At 75.2% G+C, this 21,580-nt stretch carries 15 protein-coding genes; 10 read left to right on the top strand and 5 right to left on the bottom strand.

What is annotated here, in order from left to right; translation table 11 throughout:
* Positions 1 to 332: 332 nt before the first annotated feature.
* Complete coding sequence (locus tag ACTJIY_RS15125; RefSeq protein WP_440674482.1) at positions 333 to 989, top strand: vitamin K epoxide reductase family protein; 657 nt, start codon at positions 333 to 335, stop codon at positions 987 to 989.
* 49 nt (positions 990 to 1,038) lie between these two features.
* Here the strand turns inward: ACTJIY_RS15125 and ACTJIY_RS15120 are convergent, their stop codons facing one another.
* Entirely contained in the window at positions 1,039 to 1,485 is a 447-nt protein-coding gene (locus ACTJIY_RS15120) for a YbjQ family protein (protein ID WP_253050354.1), read from the bottom strand.
* Between the two features lie 67 nt (positions 1,486 to 1,552).
* On the opposite strand from ACTJIY_RS15120, the gene leuS reads away from it, so the two are divergent.
* Positions 1,553 to 4,552 (top strand): leucine--tRNA ligase, encoded by a 3,000-nt coding sequence (gene leuS, locus ACTJIY_RS15115; RefSeq protein ID WP_440674483.1) that lies wholly within the window; start codon positions 1,553 to 1,555, stop codon positions 4,550 to 4,552.
* 83 nt (positions 4,553 to 4,635) lie between these two features.
* Here the strand turns inward: leuS and ACTJIY_RS15110 are convergent, their stop codons facing one another.
* Complete coding sequence (locus ACTJIY_RS15110; RefSeq protein WP_440674484.1) at positions 4,636 to 6,606, bottom strand: helicase HerA-like domain-containing protein; 1,971 nt, start codon at positions 6,604 to 6,606, stop codon at positions 4,636 to 4,638.
* Between the two features lie 84 nt (positions 6,607 to 6,690).
* Here ACTJIY_RS15110 and ACTJIY_RS15105 point away from each other — a divergent pair, with 84 nt between their 5' ends.
* From ACTJIY_RS15105 to holA, 4 genes are all read left to right on the top strand, one after another.
* Positions 6,691 to 7,572: a DegV family protein gene (locus ACTJIY_RS15105; RefSeq protein WP_253050351.1), complete on the top strand. Its 882-nt coding sequence runs from the start codon at positions 6,691 to 6,693 to the stop codon at positions 7,570 to 7,572.
* 168 nt (positions 7,573 to 7,740) lie between these two features.
* Complete coding sequence (locus ACTJIY_RS15100) at positions 7,741 to 9,006, top strand: ComEA family DNA-binding protein (protein ID WP_440674485.1); 1,266 nt, start codon at positions 7,741 to 7,743, stop codon at positions 9,004 to 9,006.
* On the top strand, positions 9,003 to 11,693 hold the full coding sequence (locus tag ACTJIY_RS15095) for a ComEC/Rec2 family competence protein (protein WP_440674486.1): 2,691 nt from the start codon (positions 9,003 to 9,005) through the stop codon (positions 11,691 to 11,693). Before ACTJIY_RS15100 ends, ACTJIY_RS15095 begins: the two co-directional genes overlap by 4 nt.
* Positions 11,694 to 11,743: 50 nt before the next feature.
* Positions 11,744 to 12,754: a DNA polymerase III subunit delta gene (gene holA, locus ACTJIY_RS15090; protein WP_440674487.1), complete on the top strand. Its 1,011-nt coding sequence runs from the start codon at positions 11,744 to 11,746 to the stop codon at positions 12,752 to 12,754.
* Positions 12,755 to 12,948: 194 nt separating this feature from the next.
* On the opposite strand, the gene rpsT is transcribed toward holA, so the two are convergent.
* The 3 genes from rpsT to ACTJIY_RS15075 all read right to left on the bottom strand — a co-directional run bounded on the left by rpsT (position 12,949) and on the right by ACTJIY_RS15075 (position 14,728).
* The gene (gene rpsT / locus ACTJIY_RS15085; RefSeq protein ID WP_253050343.1) at positions 12,949 to 13,209 is read right to left on the bottom strand and encodes a 30S ribosomal protein S20; all 261 of its coding nucleotides are present in this window, start codon (positions 13,207 to 13,209) and stop codon (positions 12,949 to 12,951) included.
* Between the two features lie 197 nt (positions 13,210 to 13,406).
* Positions 13,407 to 14,045: a type II toxin-antitoxin system PemK/MazF family toxin gene (locus ACTJIY_RS15080; protein ID WP_439157281.1), complete on the bottom strand. Its 639-nt coding sequence runs from the start codon at positions 14,043 to 14,045 to the stop codon at positions 13,407 to 13,409.
* Between the two features lie 104 nt (positions 14,046 to 14,149).
* Positions 14,150 to 14,728, bottom strand: coding sequence for a type 1 glutamine amidotransferase domain-containing protein (locus ACTJIY_RS15075; protein WP_253050339.1), 579 nt, complete (start codon positions 14,726 to 14,728; stop codon positions 14,150 to 14,152).
* Positions 14,729 to 14,932: 204 nt separating this feature from the next.
* On the opposite strand from ACTJIY_RS15075, the gene lepA reads away from it, so the two are divergent.
* The 4 genes from lepA (at position 14,933) to ACTJIY_RS15055 (ending at position 21,534) form a co-directional block, all read left to right on the top strand.
* Positions 14,933 to 16,825, top strand: a complete 1,893-nt coding sequence (lepA, locus tag ACTJIY_RS15070; protein WP_290444608.1) for a translation elongation factor 4 — start codon at positions 14,933 to 14,935, stop codon at positions 16,823 to 16,825.
* Positions 16,822 to 18,159: a radical SAM family heme chaperone HemW gene (gene hemW, locus ACTJIY_RS15065; protein WP_440674488.1), complete on the top strand. Its 1,338-nt coding sequence runs from the start codon at positions 16,822 to 16,824 to the stop codon at positions 18,157 to 18,159. Before lepA ends, hemW begins: the two co-directional genes overlap by 4 nt.
* Complete coding sequence (locus ACTJIY_RS15060) at positions 18,156 to 20,270, top strand: acyltransferase family protein (protein WP_440674489.1); 2,115 nt, start codon at positions 18,156 to 18,158, stop codon at positions 20,268 to 20,270. The genes hemW and ACTJIY_RS15060 overlap by 4 nt, the downstream gene beginning before the upstream one ends.
* Before the next feature lie 163 nt (positions 20,271 to 20,433).
* Positions 20,434 to 21,534, top strand: coding sequence for a hypothetical protein (locus ACTJIY_RS15055; RefSeq protein ID WP_440674490.1), 1,101 nt, complete (start codon positions 20,434 to 20,436; stop codon positions 21,532 to 21,534).
* The last annotated feature ends 46 nt before the right edge of the window (positions 21,535 to 21,580 follow it).

Raw genomic sequence — 21,580 nt, 5'->3', positions numbered from 1 at the left:
GGGTAGAGCCGTGGTCTGCCGAGGTAGAGCCCTGGTCGTCGTGAGCACCGACCGGGTGAGTCGACACCGGGTCGGGGTGGGTGGTGGTGCCGCGTCGTGGTCGGGCCTGGCGGGAGCGACGCGAGGAACGAGCGGCGCGGATGGTAGACGCGGCACCACCACCCACCCCGACCACCCAGGGCAACCACACGCCGTCGTGAAAGGCGACCACGCCTCTACCTCGGCGGACTCCCAGCCGGGACCCAGCGGCGCGCGGTAGGTTGTGCCCTGCGCGCACCGCCGTGCGCCCCGTCACGTCCGGCGCGAGCCGGTGACCCACGAGGAGCGTCCCCGTGAGCAAGAGCGCCACCGCCGGTGCGAGCGTGTCCGCCGACCACGACGACGAGCCGCTGCCGTCGTCCGGTCCCCGCCCGATCAGCACGCGCGCGATGGGCTGGTTGCTCGTCGTGGCCGGCGCGATCGGTCTGGCGGGCTCGGCGGCGCTGGCCATCGAGAAGTTCCTCAAGCTCGCGGACCCGAACCACGTGCCGTCGTGCAGCCTCAACGCGTTGCTCGACTGCGGCGACGCGATGGACTCCTGGCAGGGCTCGCTCCTCGGGTTCCCGAACCCGCTGCTGGGCATCGCGGCGTTCCCCGTCGTCATCACGACGGGCGTCGTGCTGCTCGCGGGCGCGCGGCTCCCACGCTGGTACTGGCTCGCGCTCCTCGGCGGGACGACCCTCGGCATGGGTCTGATCGTCTTCCTCATCTGGACGACGATGTACGCGATCTCGGCGATGTGCCCGTACTGCATGGTCGTGTGGTTCGCCATGCTGCCGCTCTTCTGGTACCAGGTGGTCCACGCCGTCCAGGAGGGGTACCTGCCCGCGGGCGACGGCGTGCGCCGCACGCTCGTGGGCAACCGGCACCTGTTCCTGGCGATCGGCTACGTCGCGCTCGTCGCGTGGATCCTGCTGGTCAAGGGCCCGATCATCATGACGCTGTTCTGACGCGCGCCGCGGCCCCGCGAGGGTCCGGCCGCGCGGACCGCCGCTGGCGTCAGCGCCAGGCCGGCTGGTCCGGCGCGGCGTCCTGCGGGTAGCCGTGACCGCCCGGCTGCGGGGGAGCGGACGGCGCACCTTGGGCCTGGTGGGCGGACTGCGCCGTCGCGCCGGGCTGGCCCGCCGGGATCGGCGTGACGACGACGGCGGTGCCGTACGCGCACACCTCCGAGAACGACGCCGCGATCTCGCCCGTGTCGAAGCGCATGCCGACGACGGCGTTCCCGCCGCGGCGCTGCGCCTCCTGGACCATGCGGTGCATGACCTCCTGGCGGGACTCGTAGACGAGCTTCGTGTACTCCGTCACCTCGCCGCCGCCGATCGAGCGGAACGACGCGACGAAGTTCGCGCCGATGTTCGCGCTGCGCACGGTCATGCCCATCACCTCGCCGAGCACCGCGTCGATGCGGTAGCCGGGCACCTCGTTGGTCGTCACGATGATCACGGCGCACATCCTCGCACGGGCCGGACGGCCGCCGTCGCGCCTCCCGTCGGCCGGTAAACTCGGCCGGGTGACCACGCCTGACACCGCCTCGATCCCGCACGCCTCGGACGCCCCCGCCGCGGGCGGCCCCGCACACCGCTACACGCCGGCGCTCGCGGAGCAGATCGAGCTCAAGTGGCAGGAGCTCTGGGAGCAGCGCGGCACCTTCTGGGCCGCCAACCCCACGGGCGAGCTCACGGACGGCGACGGCCAGGGCCCCGAGGGCGCGAGCCCGTACTTCATCATGGACATGTTCCCGTACCCGTCGGGCGCGGGCCTGCACGTGGGGCACCCCCTCGGGTACATCGCGACGGACGTCGTCGGGCGCTTCCGGCGCATGCGCGGCGAGAACGTGCTGCACGCGCTCGGCTACGACGCGTTCGGCCTGCCCGCCGAGCAGTACGCGGTGCAGACGGGCCAGCACCCGCGCGTGACGACCGAGGCCAACATCGCGAACATGCGGCGCCAGCTGCGCCGCCTCGGCCTGGCGCACGACTCGCGCCGCACGTTCGCGACGATCGACCCCGACTACGTGCGCTGGACGCAGTGGATCTTCCTGCAGATCTTCGACTCCTGGTACGACGCGGAAGCGCTGCGGCCCGACGGCGGTCGCGGCCGGGCGCGCCGCATCGCCGAGCTCGAGGCCGAGCTCGCGTCGGGCGCGCGACCGGTGCCGGGCGGCGTCGACGGTGTCGAGGAGGGGGCCGACTGGGCGACGCTCACGCCCCAGCAGCGCCGCGCCGTCGTCGACTCCCAGCGCCTCGCGTACGTGGACGAGTCGCCCGTGAACTGGGCCCCCGGCCTGGGCACGGTCCTCGCGAACGAGGAGGTCACGGCCGACGGCCGCTCCGAGCGCGGCAACTTCCCGGTCTTCCAGCGCAGCCTGCGCCAGTGGAAGATGCGCATCACGGCGTACGCCGACCGCCTCGCCGACGACCTCGACCTCATCGACTGGCCGGAGAAGGTCACGGCGATGCAGCGGAACTGGATCGGGCGCAGCGAGGGCGCGCTCGTGCGGTTCGCCGTGCTCGGCACGCCCGACGGCGCGAACGACGTCGCGGCGGAGTCCGGCGGCGAGATCGAGGTCTTCACGACCCGCCCGGACACGCTGTTCGGCGCCACGTTCATGGTCGTCTCCCCCGAGCACCCGCTGCTCGACGAGGTCCCGGCGCACTGGCCCGACGGCACGTCGAGCGCGTGGACCGGCGGGCACCGCTCGCCGGTCGAGGCCGTCGCCGCCTACCGTCGCGAGGCCGCGGCGAAGACGGCGGTCGAGCGCCAGGCCGACGCGGGCAAGAAGACGGGCGTGTTCACCGGGCACCTCGCGGTGAACCCGGTGAACGGCCAGACGATCCCGGTCTTCACCGCCGACTACGTCCTCATGGGCTACGGCACCGGCGCGATCATGGCCGTCCCGGGCGGCGACGAGCGCGACTTCGCGTTCGCCGAGGCGTTCGGGCTGCCGGTCGTGCGCACGGTCGAGCCCGAGGGCGGGCTCCCCGAGGACTTCACGGGCCCGTACACGGGCGACGGGGTCGCCGTCGGCTCGTCGAACGACGAGGTGTCGCTCGACGGTCTCGACGTGGCGGAGGCCAAGCGACGCATCACGGAGTGGCTCGTCGCCAAGGGCCTCGGCGAGGGCACCACGACCTACCGCCTCCGCGACTGGCTGTTCAGCCGCCAGCGCTACTGGGGCGAGCCGTTCCCGATCGTCTGGGACGAGAACGACCAGCCCGTCGCGATCCCCGACGCGCTGCTGCCCGTCGACCTGCCGGACGTCCCGGACTACGCGCCCCGCACGTTCGACCCGGACGACGCCGACTCGTCGCCCGAGGCGCCGCTCGGCCGCAACGACGAGTGGGTCAACGTCACGCTCGACCTCGGCGACGGCCCTAAGCAGTACCGCCGCGACACCAACACCATGCCCAACTGGGCGGGGTCGTGCTGGTACTACCTGCGCTACCTCGACCCGCGGTGGGACGGCGGCGCGGACGACGTCGTGGTCGACGGCGGCCTCGAGCGCTACTGGATGGGCCCGGAGCACAACCCGAGCGCGGGCCGCGCCGGGGGCGTGGACCTGTACGTCGGTGGCGTCGAGCACGCCGTCCTGCACCTGCTCTACGCGCGCTTCTGGCACAAGGTCCTCTACGACCTGGGCCACGTGACGAGCGTCGAGCCGTTCCACAAGCTCTTCAACCAGGGCTACGTCCAGGCGTACGCGTTCACCGACGCGCGCGGCCAGTACGTGCCGGCCGCCGAGGTCACGGAGGAGCCCGCGTCCGACGGCTCGGGCGAGGTCGTGTACCGCTGGAACGGCGAGGTCGTGCAGCGCGAGTACGGCAAGATGGGCAAGTCGCTCAAGAACGTCGTCACGCCCGACGAGATGTACGCCGAGTACGGCGCCGACACGTTCCGCGTCTACGAGATGTCGATGGGTCCGCTCGACCTGTCGCGCCCGTGGGAGACGCGCGCCGTCGTGGGGTCGCAGCGGTTCCTGCAGCGGCTGTGGCGCAACGTCGTCTCGGAGGAGACCGGCGAGCTGACGGTCGTCGACGAGCCCGCCGACGCCGCGACCCTGCGTGCCGTGCACCGCGCCATCGCCGACGTGCGCGTCGAGATGGAGCACATGCGCCCCAACACGGCGATCGCGAAGCTCATCACGCTCAACAACCACCTCACGTCGCTCGACCGCGTGCCGCGCGAGGCCGTCGAGCCGCTCGTGCTCATGACCGCTCCCGTCGCGCCGCACATCGCGGAGGAGCTGTGGGAGCGCCTGGGCCACGACCGCTCGCTCGCGCACGAGCCCTTCCCGACGGCCGACGAGCGCTACCTCGTCGAGGACACCGTGACGTGCGTCGTCCAGGTCAAGGGCAAGGTGCGCGCCCGCCTGGAGGTGCCGCCGTCGATCACGGAGGAGGATCTCACCGCCGCCGCGCTCGCAGAGCCGAACGTCGTGCGAGCGATCGACGGCGCCGAGGTCCGCAAGGTCATCGTCCGCGCCCCGAAGCTGGTCAACATCGTCGTCTGAGTCCCCGACCTGGTTGTGGGCATGAAATGGGCCCGGTTTCGACTCCGAAACCGGGCCCATCTCACGCCCACAGCACGTGGGGGTCAGCGGCGGCGGGTGCCGAAGATGGTGCGGGTGAGCTCGCGGCCGAGCTGGGTGCCGGCGGAGCGGAGGAACGAGTCGAGCGGGCTCGACGACCGCGACCGTGACGACCTGCCCGATCCTGAGCGGCTCTTCGCCGCGTCACGCTCGAGCTTCGCGCGCATCGTCTCCAGCTCCGCCTGCTCCTTCTTCGCCGCGCGCTCGGCCTCCTTGGCGGCGTCCTTGGCCGCCTTCTCCTGGGCCGCCGCCTCGGCCTCAGCGGCCGCGGCCGCGTCCCGCGCCGCCGCCTGCTCCTGCACGCGCACCTGCAGGAGCTCGAACGCAGACTCGTTGTCGACCGCCGTGCCGTAGCGCGCGAAGGCCGGCGACGCAGCCACGATCCCCTCGAGCACGGTCGTGGGCGCGGGCTCCATCGACGACTGCGGTGCCCGCACGCGCGTCCAGGCGACCGGGGTCGGTGCGCCCTTCTCCGTGAGGACCGTGACGACGGCCTCGCCCGTGCCGAGCGACTGCAGCAGCCGTTCGAGGTCGTACGGCGAGGTCGGATACGTCCGTACGGCCGCGCGGAGGGCGGCGGCGTCGTCGGGCGTGAAGGCGCGCAGCGCGTGCTGGACGCGGTTGCCGAGCTGCGCGAGCACGTCGGCGGGGACGTCCTTGGGGCTCTGCGTCACGAAGAACACGCCGACGCCCTTCGACCGCACGAGCCGGACGGTCTGCACCACTTGCTGGAGGAACTCCTTCGACGCGCCCGTGAACAGCAGGTGCGCCTCGTCGAAGAAGAAGACGAGCTTCGGCTTCTCCGCGTCCCCGACCTCGGGCAGCTCCTGGAACAGGTCGGCCAGCAGCCACATGAGGAACGTCGAGAACAGCGCGGGGCGGTCCTGCACCGCGGGCAGCTCGAGCGCGGAGATCACGCCCCGGCCGTCGGGTGCGGTGCGCAGCAGGTCCGACGTCGCGAACGCCGGCTCACCGAAGAACACGTCCGCCCCCTGCGCCTGCAGGGCGACGATCTCGCGCAGGATGACCCCCGCCGTCGCGCTCGACACCCCGCCGATCCCCTTGAGCTCCGCCTTGCCCTCGTCCGACGTGAGGTACGCGATCGTCGACTGGAGGTCCTTGAGGTCGAGCAGCGCGAGACCCTGGGTGTCGGCCCAGTGGAAGATCAGCCCGAGGCTCGACTCCTGCGTCTCGTTGAGCCCGAGGACCTTGGACAGCAGCAGCGGACCGAAGTCCGTGACGGTCGTGCGGATCGGCACACCGGTCCCCAGACCGCCGAGCGAGTAGAGCTCGACGGGAAACGTCGTCGGGCTCCAGTCCTGCCCGATCGACGCCGAGCGCTCCACGATCTTCTCGTTCGGCTCGCCGGGCACGGCGAGCCCGGACAGGTCGCCCTTGACGTCCGCGAGGAACACGGGCACACCAGCGGCCGACAGCCCTTCCGCCATGCCCTGGAGCGTCTTCGTCTTGCCGGTCCCGGTCGCGCCCGCGACGAGCCCGTGCCGGTTGAGCATGCTCAGGGCGAACCCCACCTGCACGTCGGCGCGCGGCGTCGGGTCGCCGCCCGGGTCGCCTTCGAGCAGCGCGCCGAGCGCGAGCGTGCCGCCCCGGTACGCGTAGCCGGTCGCGACCTCGGCGGCGTAGCCCTCGAGCGGCCCGGTGCCCGACGGCGCAGCCTCCTCGGCAGGCGCGCGACCCCCCGCGCTCGGCTCGGTGCCCGACGACGTGCCCCCCTCGCGGGATCCGCTCGCCTCGGCTGGACCGGCGATACCCGGGGGCGTGCCGGTCGCCGACGCGTCGGCGCCCTCGGGAGCCGAGGTCTCCGGGGCCGTGTCGGCCCGCGCGGCCGCCTCCGCGGCCTCGAGGGCCGCCTGCGCGGCGGCGGCTCTGGCCTCGGCGGCCTCGGCGGCGGCCTGCGCGGCGGCCGCGCGCAGGGCGGCGAGCTCGGTCGGGGACTGTGCGGCGTCGTCGGCCATGCTCGGATCGTAGGGGCGGCACCGCGGGGGCGCAGCCGGGCCGGGATGCGCGACGGCCCGCGCGGGCCGTAAGGTGGCGCGGCCATGACCGACCACCACGTGCACGTCGTCACCGACTCGACGGCGTCCCTCCCGTCCGTCCCCGAGGAGCGGCTCCGGTCCGTCCCGCTGCACGTGATCGTCGACGACGAGTCCTCGCTCGAGGGAGTCGGGCTCACCGCCGAGGACGTGGCCGCGCACCTGCAGGCCGGTCGCCGGGTCACGACGTCGCAGCCGACGCCCCGGGCGTTCGCCGAGGCGTACGCCGCCGCCGTCGCCGCGGGCGCGCGCGAGATCGTCTCCGTCCATCTCTCGGGCGAGCTGTCGGGCACGGTGCACGCGGCCGCGCTCGCGGCGGCGGACGCACCGGTCCCGGTGCGGGTCGTGGACTCCCGGACCGTCGCGATGGGGCTGGGCTTCGCGGCGCGGGCCGCCGCCCGTGCCGCGGGAGCGGGGGAGAGCGCGGACGTGGTCGCCCGGCGCGCCATCGAGGTCGCCGACGCGAGCCGCGCCGTCTTCCTCGTCGACTCGCTCGACCATCTCCGCCGTGGGGGCCGCCTCAGCGCGGCGTCCGCGGCGTTGGGGACGGTGCTCGGCGTGCGGCCGCTGCTGGCCGTGCGGGAGGGCAGGATCGAGGTCGTGCAGAAGGTCCGGACCAGGGCCGCGGCGGTCGAGCGGCTGACGACGGTCGCCGTCGAGTCCGCGGCGCGCCGGGCGCTGCCCGCGCTCGCGGTCCACCACGTCGGGGACGAGGCGGGCGCGCAGCGGCTCGCGTCCGAGCTGACCGCCCGCACCGGCCTGGACGTCGTGGTCACCCCCGTCAGCGCCGTGCTGGGCGCCCACGTGGGACCGGGCGTGCTGGCCGTCGTCGTCGCCGAGCTCGCGGACCGCGGCTCGGGCGTCGAGGGCGGTTCGACCGCGCGCTGAGACCCGGGCGTCGCGGACAGTTCGACGCGCGCCGAGACCCGTCGGTCCTCCGTCCGCGGCGAGAGCGGGCCGGTCGTGGCCGTGCACAGGGCCGTCGACGGAGCGTCCCGTCCCCAGGAGCCTTCGACGAGCGGGATCCTCCCGACCCATGCTCCGTACGGTCGCGGCGTGAGCACCCCACGACCCGAGCCGCGTCAGCACGCCCGTCCCGGTCGCGACCCCGCCCGAGAGGGTGCGGTCGTCCGCCAGCGCCTGCGCGCGGTGACCGGGGCCGAGCGGCCCGCGCTCGCCTGGCACCCCGCGACCGCGGCGCTCCCGCAGCTCGGACCGCCGCACGACGGCGACGCCGCGCCCGTCGTCGACCCGTGGCCGGACGGTCTCCGCACGGCGGAGCCCGACCCCGTGGGCGACGGCGCGGCGCCCGCCCCCGTCGCGGAGCTCTCCGCACGCCGCAGCGAGCCGCTCATGCGCGAACGGGGCGGTCACCGCGGGCGTGGTCGTGCGGGGGAGCCGGAGCACGCGGGGCCGGGCTGGCTCCCGCCGCGTCCCGACGTGGACGAGGGTCGAGGCACCGACCCGGCGGGAGCAACCGGACCTCACGACCCCGACGGCCTCGCGGGTCCGGACGGCGAGGCGGTCGACCGGCTGCGCTCCCGCGCTGCCCGGACCGCGTCCACGGCCTACACCGCGGCGTACGGGCACCCCACGTCCCACGCGGGGTTCGCGGGGCTCGGCGACGAGGGCAGGCGCCGGTGGGCGCTGCGGCCCCGGGTCGCGGCCGCGGCGCTGGTCGTCGTGCTCCTTCTCGCGGCCGGGGTCGTCGTGCTGCGGTCCCCGGCCGGCGGCGTCACCCCGGTCGCGCCCCTCGACGCGGCGCCCACGGGCGGCTCCTCGACAGAGGCCGCCGTGACCTCGTCGGACGCCGACGGGACGGTGGGCGGCGCGGCCCCGGCCGGGGCGGGCGACGAGGACGCGAGCGCCGCGTCCGAGGGCGTGCCGTCGGGCGGGGTGGTCGTGCACGTGGTGGGCCAGGTCGTCGCGCCGGGCCTCGTGACCGTCGCCGCCGACGCGCGCGTCGCCGACGCGCTCGACGCCGCGGGCGGGGCGACCGCGGAGGCCGACCTCGCCGCGCTGAACCTCGCCCGGACGGTGACCGACGGCGAGCAGATCGTCGTCCCGCGCCCCGGCGAGGCGGTGCCCGCCGCGGGGTCGGCACCACCGTCGGGAGGGTCTGCCGCGGACGGCACGGTCGACCTCAACACGGCCGACGCGGCGGCGCTCGACGCGCTGCCCGGGATCGGGCCCGTGCTCGCCGAGCGCATCGTGGCGTGGCGGGAGGAGAACGGTCCGTTCACCACGGTCGACGAGCTCGGCGAGGTGAGCGGGATCGGGCCTGCCGTCCTCGCGGACGTGCGCGACCTCGTCCGCGTGTGAGCGACCTGCGGCTCGTCCCGGCGGCGCTCGCGGCGTGGGGGACGGCGTTCCTCGCGGCCGGCGCGACGCCGGCGGCGGCCCTGCGCGGTGCGTCGGTCGCCGTCGTGCTGCTGGGCGTCGTGCTCGGGGTGCTGCTGCTCGGAGGACGACGTGGCCGCCGCGGGACGCCGACGGCTCCGCGGACCGCCACCTCCCCGGGCGCCGCGCGCGTGCCGTCGGGGCCGGGAGACCGACGACGTCCGGCGCGCCCCGACCGGCCCACCCGGTCGGGGCGGGCCGGGAGCGTGCTGGCACAGGGCGCACTGGTGGTCGCGTGCGTCGCGGCGGTGCTCCTGTCCGCAGGGGCGCAGCTCGCCGACCGGCAGGCGCTCGCCGACGTGGCCGGCGAGGGCGCGACGGCGACGGTCACCGCGGTGGTGCGCTCCGCCGTCGTGCCGCGGACGAACCCGTGGTCGGGTGCCGCCGACCGTCACGAGGTGCGCGTCTCCCTGCGCGAGCTCACCGCGCGCGGCGTGACCACCGTGGCGGCCGGCACCGTCGTCGTGACGGGGCCCGGCGACGGCTGGGACGACCTCGCCTACGGGGCGGCGGTCGTGGTGACGGGCCGGCTGGCGGTCCAGGGCGACCGGACGTTGCTGCGGACGGAGGGGGCGCCGCGCATCGTGGAGCCACCGGGCGCGTTCCTGCGCGGCGTGCACGCCATGCGTCGGGGGCTCCTCGACGCGACCGACGGGCTGAGCCCGCAGGCGCGGGGGCTCGTCCCGGGCGTGGCGGTCGGTGACACCTCGCGGCTCGACCCCGCGCTGGACGAGGCGATGCGGACGACGTCGCTCACGCACGTCACGGCCGTCTCCGGCGGCCACTTCGCGATCGTCGTCACCTGCGTGGCCGCGCTGTGCGTCCTCGCCCGCGCGCCCCGCGGGGCGCGCGTGGTCGTCACGGGTGCGGCCATGGTCGGGTTCGTCGTGCTGGTCCACCCGGAGCCCAGCGTGCTGCGGGCGGCGGCGATGGGTGCCGTCGGGGTGGTCGGCATCGCGCTCGGCAGGCCGTCGCGCGCCGTCGCCGCGCTCGCGGCGGGCGTCATCGTCCTGCTCGTCCTCGATCCCGGGCTCGCCCGCTCGTACGGGTTCGTGCTCTCCGTCGCGGCGACGGCCGGGCTCGCGCTCCTCGCGGCGCCGCTCGCCCGCCGGATGGCGCCGTGGTGCGGGCGGACCGCCGCGCACGTGGTCGCGGTGCCCGTCGCCGCCCAGGCCGCGTGCGCCCCGGTGCTCGTGCTGCTCGACCCGAGCGTGAGCACCTGGTCCGTCCCCGCCAACCTGGTCGCGGCCCCGGCGCTCGGTCCCGCGACCGTCCTGGGAGTGCTCGCGACCCTCGTCGCGCCGTGGTGGCCGGGCGCGGCGACGGCGCTCGCGTGGGCCGCCGGGATCTTCACGGGGTGGATCGCCGGCGTCGCCGAGGCGTTCGCGGGTCTGCCCGGTGCGCGGCTGCCCTGGCCCGGGGGCGTCGGCGGTCTGGTCCTGCTGGCGCTCGGGACGGTCGTGCTGCTCGCCGTCGTGCTCCGGTCGCGCGCGCTGCACGAGGCGGGGGAGCGGCGCGCCCTCCGACGCGCGTCGTCGCCACCCCTGCGCGACCGCGTCGCCCGGACGGTCCGCGTCGCCCGACGGCGGGTGTCGGGCGGGCGCGGACGCCTCGCGTGGCCGGGTGCGGCGCCGCGGCGCCCTCGCCGGAGCCCGGGTCAGGTCGTCGCCGGCGGGGTCGCCGCGGCGGTCCTGGCGGTGCTCGTCGTCGTGCTCGTGCGACCGCTCGCCGTGTCGGCCGGACCGGTGCCGTCGGACTGGGCCGTGGTCGCGTGCGACGTCGGGCAGGGCGATGCCCTCGTGCTGCGCTCCGGGCCCCGGTCCGCGGTCGTCGTCGACGTGGGGCCACCCGGAACCGCGGCGGGCGGCTGCCTCGACCGGCTCGGCGTCGACCGGGTCGACCTGCTCGTCCTCAGCCACTTCCACGCCGACCACGTGGGCGGTCTCGACGCCGTCCTGCGCGGCCGCGCGGTCGAGCGCGCGCTCGTGACCGCCACGGCGGATCCCCCGGAGCAGGCCGAGAGGACGCTCGCCGCGCTCGCCGAGGCGGGCGTCCCGGTCCAGGTGGCGACGGCGGGCGCCGTCGGCAGCGAGGGCGGTGACGGCACCGCCGCGGGTGTGCGGTGGGAGGTGCTCCAGGCCGGGGTGGGCGGCGGACGCTCGGGAGCCGCGCGGGGACCCGGCCCGTCGCCCGCCGGGTCAGGTGCCGCCTCGTCGGGCGGAGCCCGGACGGAGTCCGACGGCGGGGCGAACGACGCGAGCGTGGCGCTCCTCCTGCGCGTGGCGGGGATGGACGTCGTCGCGCTCGGCGACCTGGAGGACGCCGGCCAGGCAGCCCTCGCGCGGACCCTCGCGCAGCGCGGCTCCGGACCCGTCGACGTCGTCAAGGTCGCGCACCACGGCTCGGCGACGCAGTCCGACCGGCTCGCCGGTCTGCTCGCCCCGACGGTCGCGCTCGTCAGCTCGGGCGAGAACACCTACGGTCACCCGACGGACCGGGCCCTCGACCTCTACCGGGGCGTCGGCGCGACGGTGCTGCGGACGGACGCCTGCGGGACGTTCGCGCTCGTCGTGCGCGACGGCGTCCTCGCCGCGGCGGGCTGCGGCTGAACGGAGCCGGCGTTTCTCGTCCGGTGGGTGGCTCGTGGGAGGCTGGTGCCATGCCCGCGCCGACCCGCACCGCCCGACCGTCCGCCGGCCCGTCGCTCGCGTGGGACGACGTCCGTCTCGCGCCGGTCGTGCTGGTGCAGGGCCCGGAGTCGCTCCTGGCCGAGCGGGCCGTGGACGCGATCGTCGGTCTCGCGCGCGAGCGGGACCCCGAGGTCGAGAAGGTCACGATGGAGGCCGCCACGTACCAGGCGGGGATGCTCACCGTCGCGGCGAGCCCGTCGTTGTTCGGCGAGGCGAAGGTCGTCGTGGTCGAGGGCGCGGAGGCGGCGACGGACGCGCTCGTCGCCGACGTCGTGGACTACGTCCCGACCGCCGACCCGGAGACGACCGTCGTCGTCGTGCACGGGGGCGGGGTGCGGGGCAAGCGCATGCTCGACGCGATCAAGGCCAGCGGGGCGCCCGTCGTCGCGGTCGAGGCGATCAAGAAGGACTCCGACAAGACCGCCTTCGTCACCGCCGAGTTCCGCCGCGCCCGCCGACGCATCGACGCGTCGGGGGTGCGCGCCCTCGTCGAGGCGGTCGGCAACGATCTCCGCGAGCTCGCCGCCGCGTGCAGCCAGCTCGTCACCGACACGGACGGCACCGTGAGCGAGGCCGTCGTGGACCGGTACTACGGAGGCAGGGTCGAGGCGACCGGCTTCCGCGTCGCCGACGCCGCCGTCGCCGGGAACGCGGGGGAGGCCGTCGCGCTCCTGCGCCACGCGCTCGCGACCGGCGCCGACCCGGTGCCGCTCGTCGCGGCGCTCGCCATGAAGCTCCGCGCGCTCGCGAAGGTCGGCGCGATGCGCGGCCGGGGCGGCGTCGCGGCCAAGGACCTGGGGCTGGCCCCCTGGCAGGTCGACCGGGCGCGCCGCGAGCTCGTGGGCTGGACCCCCGAAGGACTCGCCACGGCGATCAGCGCCGTTGCGCAGGCCGACGCGGAGGTCAAGGGCGCGGGCCGGGACCCGGTGTTCGCCGTCGAGCGCGCGGTCCTCACCATCGCCCGTGCCCACGGCCGCTGAGCGCGCGACGGGCTGTCGGCGCCGGACCACGGCTCTACCTCGTCCGACCACGGTTCTACCTCGGGCGGCGTGGGTGCTCTCCCGTCGCACGCACGGAGGGGCGCCGACCCGTGCGGGTCGGCGCCCCTCCGTGGGAAGCCTGTGCGGCCGTCGTGACGTTCAGCGTGTCACGCCGACGCGGGCGAACCGTGCGCTCAGAGAGCGTTGACGGCCTTCGCGATGGCCGACTTGCGGTTCGCGGCCTGGTTCGCGTGGATGACGCCCTTCGAGACGGCCTTGTCGAGCTTGCGCGACGCAGCCTGGAGCGCGGTGCTCGCCGCCTCCTTGTCGCCCGCGGCGACGGCCTCGCGCACGCGGCGCACGTACGTCTTGAGCTCGGACTTGACCGCCTTGTTGCGCAGGCGAGCCTTCTCGTTCGTGCGGATGCGCTTGATCTGGGACTTGATGTTTGCCACGTGTGGACTCTCTGGTTCTGTTCGCCGGAGCGAGCGGATAGGTCGTAGAGGGCGGCCCTAGCTCCGGGACTGGGGTGGGGAACCCGTGGAGAGGTGCTGGGGCTGTGCCCGCCGACCTGGGCGGACACGCGACCACCAAGACTACCAGCGGTCGTGGTCCGAACTCCAATCCGGAGGGACGCTCCCGCTCCGCGGGATCAGCGGTGCTGCGAGATGCCCGCCACCACGCGGTCGAAGACGTCGCGCCCCACGACGGCGCCCTCCCGTCGGACGGCGGCCGGGTCGACGCGGAGCACGCGGTCGAGCCGGACCTCGCTGTCGCGCCCCTTCGCGTCCCAGGGGCCCGACCCGATGTCGAGCCAGTAGCGGCCCCAGCGCGCCTCGTCGCGGGCGTCGCGCGAGTGGTCCTTGCTCGTGAGCATGACGCCAAGCAGCCAGGCGCCGTCCGACCCGACGAGCAGGACCGGCCGGTCCTTGCCCTGCGTGTGGTCCTCCTCGTAGGGCACCCAGGTCCAGACGATCTCTCCGGGGTCCGGGTCGCCGTCGAGCCGCGGCGCGTACTGCGCGCGCACCCGGCCCTCGTAGTCGCCGGGGTACCCGCCGACCGGTCCGTCGCCCGACCCGCCGCGCGCGGGCGTGCGGGGCCGGGCCGGGGACGACGGTCGCGGTCCCGGGCGCGGGGAGGGGGTCCGCGCCGGCGACGGGCGCTCGCGTCCCGGCGCGCGCGTCGCGGCCGTTCCCGAGCCGCCCTGCGCACCCTGCGACGAGCGCGTGAGCCCGGAGACGACGGCGCGGGCCGCGTCGGTGAGAAGTCCCAGCCATCGGTTGCGTGCCACGCGCGCACCCTACCGGGCGGGCGGTGTCGCGGTGCCCGCAGCGTGCGGACGGCGTCGGTCCCCGCCGCAGGTCTCGGCCGCGGGACCGTCGAGCACCGGCCTGCTCAGCCGGCCAGGACGGCGTCCACCTCGCGCAGGAAGGCGTCGAGGTCGCCGGGATCGCGCGACGTGACGAGCGTGTAGCCGTCGTCGTCGCGCACGACGGGGCGGTCCACCCAGGCGCCGCCCGCGTTGAGCACGTCGGTCTCGAGCGACGGGTAGCTCGTGAGGGTCTTGCCCTCGACCGCCGCGGCCTCGACGAGGGCCCAGGGCCCGTGGCAGATCGACGCGACGGGCTTGCCGGCGGTCGTGAACGCGCGGACGAGGCTCACGGCGTCGTCCTGCAGGCGCAGCGCGTCGGCGTTGATCGTCCCTCCGGGCACGAGCAGCAGGTCGTACTCGGCAGGGTCGGCGTCGGCGTGCGTGAGCGTCGGCGTGACGGTGCGGCCGGGGTCCTTGTCGCCGACCAGGGTCTGCACGTCGTCCGCGGACACCGCGGCGACGTCGACCTCCACCCCCTCGCCGCGCAGGTGCTCGAGCGGCACGACGAGCTCGTCCTGCTCGACGCCGTAGTTCGTCACGATCGCCAGCACGCGACGGCCGCGGGGACGGCCGGAGGTCCGGTGCGCGGTGTCCTGGGCCATGAGCGCTCCTCTCGTCGCCGGTCGGCCCGGTGCGGCCGGCCGGTCCTCCACGCTAGGTCGGCTCGCCGCGCCCCGCAGGGCGGGCGGGTGCCGGACGCCGGACGTGGGACAATGGATGCTCCCGCCCGCCCGAGAGCGACCGTCGGCGCGCCGCCCCCGAGCGCGCGGCCCGACCCGCACGCCACTCCCAGGAGCGCACCCGCGTTGTCCCCGATCCCCAGCGCCCAGCTGAGCACCCGCATCCAGCCCGCGGCCACGCCGCCCGAGCTGATCCGGAACTTCTGCATCATCGCCCACATCGACCACGGCAAGTCGACCCTGGCCGACCGCATGCTGCAGCTCACCGGTGTCGTCGAGCCGCGCGCCATGCGTGCCCAGTACCTCGACCGCATGGACATCGAGCGCGAGCGCGGCATCACGATCAAGTCGCAGGCCGTCCGCATGCCGTGGGCGGTCGTCGAGGACGGGGTCGAGACGCCGCACGCGCTGAACATGATCGACACCCCGGGCCACGTCGACTTCACGTACGAGGTCTCCCGGTCGCTCGCGGCGTGCGAGGGCGCGGTGCTGCTCGTCGACGCGGCGCAGGGCATCGAGGCGCAGACCCTCGCGAACCTGTACCTCGCGATGGAGAACGAGCTCGAGATCATCCCGGTGCTCAACAAGATCGACCTGCCGGCCGCGCAGCCCGAGAAGTACGCGGAGGAGCTCGCGAACCTCGTCGGCGGCGACCCGGACGACGTGCTCAAGGTCTCCGGCAAGACGGGCGCGGGCGTCGAGGCGCTCCTCGACCGGATCGTCGAGCGCGTGCCCGCCCCGGTGGGCGACGCCGACGCGCCGGCGCGCGCGATGATCTTCGACTCGGTCTACGACACCTACCGCGGCGTCGTGACGTACGTGCGCGTCGTCGACGGCAACCTCAACCCGCGCGAGCGCATCGTCATGATGTCGACGCGCGCGACGCACGAGCTGCTCGAGATCGGCGTCATCTCGCCGGAGCCGATCGTCACGAAGGGTCTCGGCGTCGGGGAGGTCGGCTACCTCATCACGGGCGTGAAGGACGTGCGCCAGTCGAAGGTCGGCGACACGGTGACGAACTCCGCGAAGCCCGCGGCGGAGGCGCTCGGCGGCTACTCCGACCCCAAGCCCATGGTCTTCTCGGGCCTGTACCCGATCGACGGCACCGACTACCCGGTCCTGCGCGACGCGCTCGACAAGCTCAAGCTCAACGACGCCGCGCTCAACTACGAGCCGGAGACGTCGGTCGCGCTCGGCTTCGGCTTCCGCGTCGGGTTCCTCGGCCTGCTGCACCTGGAGATCGTGCGCGAGCGCCTCGAGCGCGAGTTCGACCTCGACCTCATCTCGACCGCGCCGAACGTCGTCTACGACGTGACGCTCGAGGACGGGACGACCGTCAAGGTGACCAACCCGTCGGAGTTCCCCGGCGGCAAGATCAAGCAGGTCAGCGAGCCCGTCGTGCGGGCGACCATCCTCGCGCCGAGCGAGTTCGTCGGCACGGTCATGGGTCTGTGCAACGACCGCCGCGGGCAGATGCTCGGCATGGACTACCTGTCCGAGGACCGCGTGGAGCTGCGCTTCACCCTGCCGCTCGCCGAGATCGTGTTCGACTTCTTCGACCAGCTCAAGTCCCGCACGCGCGGGTATGCGTCGCTCGACTACGAGCCGTCGGGCGACCAGGTCGCGGACCTCGTCAAGGTCGACATCCTGCTCCAGGGCGAGCAGGTGGACGCGTTCAGCGCGATCGTGCACAAGGACAAGGCGTACGACTACGGCGTCATGATGACCGCCAAGCTCAAGGAGATCATCCCGCGCCAGCAGTTCGAGGTGCCGATCCAGGCGGCCGTCGGCGCGCGCGTCATCGCGCGCGAGACGGTGCGCGCGATGCGCAAGGACGTCCTCGCGAAGTGCTACGGCGGCGACATCAGCCGCAAGCGCAAGCTGCTCGAGAAGCAGAAGGAGGGCAAGAAGCGCATGAAGAACATCGGGTCCGTCGAGGTCCCGAAGGACGCCTTCATCGCCGCGCTCTCCTCCGACGCCGCGGGCGGCAAGGACGCCAAGGACAAGTCCAAGAAGTGAGCCCGGCCCTGCCCGACGGCGAGCCGGTCCCGCCCGACGGCTCGCTCCCCGCGTGGGTCGCGCCGGGCGGGAGCGGGTCCGTCGCGGGGGTGCCCGGCCCGACGGCGCCGCGCGGGTTCGGCGTCTACCTGCACGTCCCGTTCTGCTCGGTGCGGTGCGGGTACTGCGACTTCAACACCTACACGGCGTCCGAGCTCGGCGGCGGCGCGAGCCAGGCGTCCTACGCGAGCACGGCGCTCCTCGAGGTCGACCTCGCGGCGCGCGTCCTGCGCGACGCCGGTCTGCCCGAGCGGCCGGTGTCGACCGTGTTCGTCGGCGGCGGCACGCCCACGCTGCTGCCCGCCGGCGACCTCGCGCGCCTGCTCCACGGCGTGCGGGACGCGTGGGGCCTCGCACCCGACGCCGAGGTGACGACCGAGGCCAACCCGGACTCCGTGACGCCGGAGTCGCTCGCCGAGCTCGCGGCCGCGGGGTTCACGCGCGTCTCGTTCGGCATGCAGTCCGCCGTCCCGCACGTGCTCGCGACGCTCGAGCGCACGCACGACCCGCGCCGCATCCCGGACGTCGTGCGCTGGGCGCGCGACGCGGGCCTCCAGGTCTCGCTCGACCTCATCTACGGCACGCCGGGCGAGAGCCTCGACGACTGGCGGGCGAGCCTCGAGGCCGCGCTCGCGACCGGCGTCGACCACGTGTCCGCGTACGCGCTCGTCGTCGAGGCGGGGACGAAGATGGCCGCCCAGGTGCGGCGCGGGGAGGTCGCGCTCCCGAGCGAGGACGACCAGGCCACGAAGTACGAGCTCGCCGACGAGCTGCTCACCGCCGCCGGGCTGACCTGGTACGAGGTGAGCAACTGGGCCCGCACCGACGACGACCGCTGCCGCCACAACCTCGCGTACTGGCGGGGCGACGACTGGTGGGGGATCGGGCCCGGCGCGCACTCGTACGTCGCGGCGCCGGGGGCGCTCGGCGCGGAGCCGACGTCCGTGACCGACGACACGGGCGCGTCGGTCCAGGAGCCGCGGGTCGGCGTGCGATGGTGGAACGTGAAGCACCCGCGCCGGTACGCGGCGCTGCTCGAGGCGGGCACCAGCCCCGCGGCCGGGCGTGAGCTCCTCACGCGGGACGAGGGACGGCTCGAGCAGGCCATGCTCGGCGTGCGGCTGCACGAGGGTCTCGACCTCGCGGTCCTGTCCCCGGCCGGACGGCGCGCCGTCGCCGGGCTCGTCGCGAACGGGCTGCTCGACGGCCGCGCGGCCGTGGCCGGTCGCGGGGTGCTCACCCTGCGGGGGCGGTTGCTGGCGGACACGGTGGTACGGGAGATCACGGACGAGTGACGACGACCTACGAGGCACCTCGACCCGGGACGACCCCTGCGGGGGCCGGTCGCCCGACGCTCGAGGAGCCTCGCGTCGTCGGGCACGTGCGGGCGCCCGGCGCCGCCCGACGGCCGGGCCGCCCGACCGTGCGCTACCGCCGGATGCCCGGGCTGGACGGGCTGCGGGCGCTGGCCGTCCTCGTGGTCGTCGCGTTCCACCTCGCCCCGGCGACGCTCCCCGGCGGGTACGTCGGGGTCGACGTCTTCTTCGTGCTCTCGGGCTTCCTCATCACGACGCTCCTCGTGCGCGAGCACCGCGACCGGCACCACGTGGGGCTGCGCTCCTTCTGGGCGCGGCGCGCCCGCCGCCTGCTCCCCGCGCTCGGGCTGGTCGTAGCGGTGTGCACGGCTGCCGCGGCCGTCGTCGGGGGTGACGTCCTCGTCGGCATCGGCCCCCAGCTCCTCGGCGCCGCGACGTTCACGAGCAACTGGGTCGACGTCGCGAGCGGGGCCACCTACTCGGGTGCGCTGCTCCCGCACCTCTTCGGCAACCTGTGGTCGCTCGCGGTCGAGGAGCAGTTCTACCTCCTGTGGCCGCTCGTCGTCGTGCTCCTGTGCGTCGTGCGGCCCCTGCGCCGCCGGGCGCCGTGGATCGTCGCCGGTCTGGGGCTCGTGTCCGCGGCCCTCATGGCGCTGCTGTACGCGCCCGGCTCCGACCCGACGCGCGTCTACGTCGGCACCGACACCCATCTCTTCGCGCTCATGGCCGGGGCTGTGCTCGCGTTCTGGCACGTGCGCCCGGTCCAGCGGCCCGACGTCGACCCCCGGGTCGGCGCCGACGCGTCCGCCCTCCTGCCGGGCGGGCCGCGCGTGCGCACGCCGCGCGGCCGGGTCGCCGTCCTCGGCGCCGGGGCGGTCGGCGCCGTCGTCCTCGTCGTCGCCGTCGCGACGATGCGCTGGGACGGCGAGCTCGCCTACCGCGGCGGGCTGCTCGTGTGCGCGGTCGCGGCGACCGCGGTGCTCAACGCCGTCGTGTGCCTGCCCGGCATCGGCACGCAGCTCGACCGCGGTCCGCTCGGCTGGGTCGGACGGCGGTCGTACGGGCTCTACCTGTGGCACTGGCCCGTGCTCGTGCTCGCCGCGGCCGCGCTCGGGACCGTGGTGGGTCCCGTGACCCCGGGTGCCGTGCACCCGCTCGTCGTCGTCGTGACCCTCGCCGTGACGACCGTCGCGGCGGCGCTGTCCTTCCGGTACGTCGAGCGTCCCGTGCTGCGACGCGGGCTGCGCGGCGCGGCGCGCGACCTCGCCCGCCGCCTCCAGCCGACGCCGGGCGAGGCGGGGCCGCGCGTCCTCACCCGCCGCGGCTGGGCGCTGGCGGCGTCGTGCGCGCTCGTCGTCGGCCTCTCCGCGGCCGGGGTCGTCAACGCGCCCGCCACGACGAGCGTGGAGCAGCAGATCGCGGCGGGGGAGCAGGTCGCGCGGGCGACGCAGGCTGCACCGCGCGCCGCGGCGCCCGCGGCCGGCCCGGAGGTGTCGCCCCCGGCAGCGGGTCCCGACCCGGGCCCGGCCGACGCGCCCGCACCGGGACCCGAGGCGGCACCCGCCGAGGCCGCGGCGGCCCCGGTCGCGGCACCGACCGGCGACCAGGTGACCGTCGTGGGGGACTCGGTGACGCTCGCGAGCGCGCCCGCGCTCGCTGCGGCCCTCCCGGGCACGTACGTCGACGGCGCGGTCTCGCGCCAGGTCAAGGACGGGCCGGCGGCGCTCGCCGCCGCGCGCGACGCGGGCGCGCTGCGGCCCTACGTCGTCGTCTCCCTCGGGACGAACAGCACCGCGAGCGCCGCGGCGATGGACGAGCTGCTCGCGGCGGTCGGCCCCGGCCACCGCGTCGTGCTCGTCACCGGGTACGCCGACCGGCCGTGGGTACCGGGCACCAACGCCGAGATCATCGCCGCGGCGGGACGGCACCCCGGTGTGGTCGTCGCGGACTGGTCGGCAGCGGTGGCCGCGGACCCGACCGTGCTCGGTCCGGACGGCGTGCATCCCACGGACGCCGGAGCGACGGCGTACACGGCGGTCGTCGTCGACGGCCTGACCCGTGCGGCGGCGCTGGGCTCCACGACGAGCTGACCCTCCGCGGCGTCGTTCCGGTCCGCCCGGCGTTTCCCCTCGCGCCGCCGTCGGAATCCCGACAGGCTGGAGGGCGACAGCGAAATGTGCGACCGACACACGACGTCCACATCCGGTGCGTGGCCCGGTTCCCCCGCGGCCCGTCGACCGACCGAGGAGACCCATGAGCGACAGCACCGCCGGCGGCCCGCCGCGCGACGAGAACGAGCCGCAGCTCCCGTCGGACGCCCCGGCGCCCGAGAACCCGTACGCGGCGGCCGAGCCACCGGTCCCGCCCCAGGAGCCCGTCGCGCAGGAGCCGCCTGCACCCCAGGCCCCGCCCGTCCCGCAGACGCCGCACGCACCGGCGCAGCCCGCGTCGCCGCCCCCGGCCTCGCCCTCCGGTGCTCCGCCCGCGGGCGCGTACCCGCCGCCGGCCGGGCCGCCGCCGGGACAGCCGTACGGTGCCCCGCCGGCCGGTGCGTACCCGCCCCCGGCGGGACCGCCGCCCGGGCAGCCGTACGGCCAGCAGCCGCCCGGGCAGCCGCCCTACGGCGGGCAGCCCGGGTACCCGCCGCCGGCGGCGCCGTACGGGCAGCCGGGGTACCCGGGTCAGCCGATCCAGGTCCAGGACGCGTTCTCCTACGGCTGGAGCAGGTTCACGCAGAACGCCGGGGTCATCCTCGGCGGCGTCCTCACGTACGTCGTCGTGCTCGCCGGCCTGTCGGTCGCTTTCTGGGCGCTCCTCGTCGGCACGGCGACGACCACGATCGACCCGCAGACGGGCGAGATCAGCACGGCGGGCGGGTTCGCTTTCGGGTTCGGGACGTTCCTGTTCGTCGCGATCCTCGTCGTGCTCGGGTTCCTCGTCCAGGCCGCGGTGGTCAACGTGTCGCTCCTGGTCACCCGCGGGAAGAAGCTCGAGTACGCGGACTTCTTCCGGTACCCGAACCTCGGCACGGTGATCCTCGTGGCGCTGCTGATCGGTCTCGCCACGGGCGTGCTCGCGATCACGATCGTCGGACCGCTCGTCTTCGTGTTCTTCGCCCAGTTCACGCTGTTCTACGTCATCGACAAGAAGCTCGGCGTCCTCGACGCGTTCAAGGCGAGCTTCTCCGTCGTGAGCACGAACCTCGGCACGGTCGTGCTGCTGTTCCTGGGCGTGTACCTGGCCGAGCTCGTCGGGACGCTCCTGTGCTACGTCGGCCTGCTCGTGGCGCTGCCCGTCGCCCAGATCGCGACGGCGTACGTGTACCGCCGGCTCAACGGCGAGCAGCCCGTCTGAGGCGGAGGGTGGCACTGCTCCCCGCGCGCCCAGGCCCCTGAGCAGC

The sequence above is a fragment of the Cellulosimicrobium sp. 22598 genome, assembly GCF_052044445.1.
GTDB classification, from domain to species: domain Bacteria; phylum Actinomycetota; class Actinomycetes; order Actinomycetales; family Cellulomonadaceae; genus Cellulosimicrobium; species Cellulosimicrobium cellulans_G.
Note: the sequence above shows the minus strand (reverse complement) of the source record. Positions and strands in the feature narration are given on the sequence as shown.